The following is a 3,074-nucleotide window of genomic DNA, read 5'->3' as shown; positions in this document are numbered from 1 at the left end:
AGCTCGGGTGTTGCGATGATCGCTAGAACCTGAGGACCGCCTCGGCGGCGGGGATCCGTACCCCGGGGCGCGCCCTTCTAGAGCGTCGCCGTCCACTCCGCCACCGTCGCGACCTCGCCCCGCTTCGCGAGGAGGTCCTTCATCAGGACGTCGTGCAGCGCCGGGCTCGGGTCGGCGCACGCGTCCGAGAGTGTCGTGAGCCGGTAGTCCAGGTCGAACGCCTGGAGCGCCGTGGAGAGCACGATGCCGCCGGTCGCGATGCCCGCGAGGGCGAGGTGGTCGATGCCCTGGGCGCGGAGGATCTGGTCGAGGTTGGTGCCCGCGAAGGCGCTGACGCGGTTCTTGTACAGGACGACCTCGTCGGGCGCGGGGGCCACGTCCGGGTGGATCTCGGCGTCCGGGTCGCCCGGTACGAAGCGGTCGTGCGGGAGAGTGCCGAACACTGCGTTGTTCGGGTGCGCGTCGACGTGCCCGGCGCGCAGGCGGAGGGCGACGTGGAGGACGAGGACTCCCTTCTCCCGCGCGGCCTTCAGGGCGGCGGCGGCCTGGGCGAGCGCGGTGGAGTCCACGCGGGTGGCGTGGGCGTTCTGGAAGTCCATGAGGAGCAGGGCGGTGCGAGACATGAGGGTGCCTTTCACTTGCGGGAGATCAGGGTGGGAGGGGGAGTCAGTCCGACGTGCCGATCCGGCCGAGGGAGCGGTCGAAGAGGGTCATGACGAGGAACACCGCACCGGCGCCGAGCATGATCCACGACAGTTCGTGCATGCCGCTCGTGTCGGCGCGCTTTCCGAAGGAGGCGGCGCTCGCGGACGAGGCGACCATCGAGCCGAGGTAGGCGAAGGTGCGCAGGAGCCCGGCGGAGGACGCGGTGCGCTCCGGATCGGCCTGGAAGTAGACGGAGTTCTGGAGGGCGAGGTTGTTGAGCCCCTGCGGGACGCCGAAGACGAGGGCGACGAGGAGCAGGCCCCACAGCGGGCTGGAGCCGGAGAGCGTGAGCAGGATCAGGCACGCGGCGATCTGCCCGAGCGCGCCGACGAGGAGCTTGCTCCGTACGCCCTTGCGGCGCCCGGACCAGATCGAGACGCCGATGGCGAGAAGGAACATGGGGATCTGCACGAGCCCGGCGCGGAACGGCGAGAGCCCGTACCCCTTCTCGGTCCACTGGCTGAAGCCGTAGAGGAAGGAGTACGCGACGACGTACGCGACGAGGGCGCGCCCGTACGTGGCGAGCAGCGGCGTGTTGCCGGCGAGCACGCGGAGGTCGATGAACGGCGTGGCGGCGCGCGACTCCCGGAGCGCGAAGGCGCTTCCGGCGAGGAGCGTGATGACGAGCAGGTACCAGTCCCGCGGGTGCAGGTTCATGAGGAACAGCAGCAGCGAGGTGAGGGTGACCGCAAAGAGCGCCATGCCGGGCAGGTCGAGCTGGGCGGCGACCCGGCCGCGCTGCGGGCTCTCGCCCCTACCGCCCGACTTGGGCAGTCGCCACCAGCCGAGCGCCACCGCCGCGACGGCGAGCGGGATGTTCAGCGCGAACGTCGCGCGCCAGCCGCCGACCGCGATGAGGAGGCCGCCGAGGAGCGGGCCGATGACGGCGATGGTCTGGTTGGCGACGGCGAGCGCGGTGAGCACGCCGCCAGGGCTGTCGCGCCCGGTCCGCTTCGCCTCGCTCCGTACGAGCGCCATCGCGGCCGGATAGCCGCCGCACGTGCCGAAACCGAGGAGGACGCGGGCCGCGATGAGGACGCCGAGGTTGGGTGCCAGGGTGCCGAGGACGCCGGCGAGGCCGACTATGCCCGTGCTGATGAGGAAGAGCCTGCGCGGCCCGAAGATGTCGATGAGCCGTCCGACGACGGGCTGCCCGAGCGAGGTCGCGAGGTAGAGCGCCGAGACGAGCCACGCGGTCTTCGACGGGGGCGCGCCGAGCGCGTCACCGATGGGAATGAGCGCGACCGAGATGATCGTCGAGTTGATCGGGTTGAGGACCGAGCCGAGCATCATCGGCGGCAGCAACCGCCGGTTGAATCGGGGCTGTTGGGCCTGGGGATTCTTGTCGCTCGTCCCGGCCGCCGTGGCGGGCTCAGTCATGTGTCAGCCGCTCCAGTACGGACATGGCGGCGATGACCGCCTGAAGCTCCTCCTGCGTGCACTCCTCCTGGAGCCGCGTCGCGAGCCATTCGGCACGGGCCTGGCGGCCCTCGTGGACACGGCGGCGGCCCTCGGGCGTGAGGGTGATCAGCAGCCTGCGGCCGTCCTCGGGGTCCGGGGTGCGGACGACGAGGCCGCGCGCGGCGAGCGCGGCGACGGTCGCGGTCATCGACTGGTGCCGGACGCCTTCGGCGGCGGCGAGCACGCTGGTCGTGACCCCGGCCGCTGTCGCGGGCGTCTCGGTCTCGCGGGCGATGCGAGCGAGTGCGGTGGACTGCCCGAGTGTGAGGTCCTCGGCCTCGGAGGCCCCGAGGATGCGGCGGCGCAGGCGGCTGATGACGACCCTGACCTCACGGGACGCCTGGACGGCGGCGGGCGAGAGGCGGGGCGGCGAGCCGGGGGTGCCGCTGGCGACGGAATCGGTGGGCATACCACCTACCGTAACTTGTACAGGGTGAGCTGTACAGCCTTGCCTGTATATAGGGGCGGGCGCCGGTGACTGCCGGAGGTGGGTGATGCCCACCGCCCGGGGACGAGCGGGCCCGGCTCGGCCCCCGGCGGAGCGGGGGTTTCGGCCAGGGGGACGACGAGGGGAGCGGTTTCCCGGCGTGCCGGCCCGAGCGGACGACGGTGGCCTCTCCTGCCTGTCAGCCCCGGTCCGCCGCGACAGGGCCGGGCGGGCAGCGGTGTGGACAGGCGGGTGGGCAGCGGTGTGGACAGGTGCGAAGGCCGGCACCGCGGGCACCGGGGCGGGCAGCCCCCTTACGGGACGGCCCGCGGCCGGGGGGACGCAGTCCGCGTCCGCCCCGGCCGGTACCGCCGCCCGCGAACGCCGTCACCCAGGGAAGGACGTGCCGAGAGGACCGATCGTGAGGGTGCCGCCGCAGACGCGGATGTCGGCCGTGTCGGAGGAGGGGCCTTGGTGTTGC

The 3,074-nt window shown here is 72.5% G+C and carries 3 protein-coding genes; all 3 read right to left on the bottom strand.

All coding sequences use genetic code 11. The features are described from left to right. Positions 1-77: 77 nt before the first annotated feature. Genes MQP27_RS50710 through MQP27_RS50700 form a run of 3 tightly spaced genes read right to left on the bottom strand, consistent with a single transcriptional unit; the run spans position 78 to position 2,575 of the window. Positions 78-623, bottom strand: coding sequence for a cysteine hydrolase family protein (locus MQP27_RS50710; RefSeq protein ID WP_242779492.1), 546 nt, complete (start codon positions 621-623; stop codon positions 78-80). A 43-nt stretch (positions 624-666) separates the two neighbouring features. Further along, complete coding sequence (locus MQP27_RS50705) at positions 667-2,085, bottom strand: MFS transporter (protein WP_242779489.1); 1,419 nt, start codon at positions 2,083-2,085, stop codon at positions 667-669. Further along, positions 2,078-2,575: a MarR family winged helix-turn-helix transcriptional regulator gene (locus tag MQP27_RS50700; protein WP_242779486.1), complete on the bottom strand. Its 498-nt coding sequence runs from the start codon at positions 2,573-2,575 to the stop codon at positions 2,078-2,080. The genes MQP27_RS50705 and MQP27_RS50700 overlap by 8 nt, the downstream gene beginning before the upstream one ends. Positions 2,576-3,074 lie beyond the last annotated feature (499 nt).

This window comes from Streptomyces cylindrosporus (genome assembly GCF_022698165.1).
In the GTDB taxonomy this organism is placed as follows: domain Bacteria; phylum Actinomycetota; class Actinomycetes; order Streptomycetales; family Streptomycetaceae; genus Streptomyces; species Streptomyces cylindrosporus.
The sequence above is the reverse complement of the archived record's forward strand: the minus strand, read 5'-3'. Positions and strand labels throughout refer to the sequence as shown.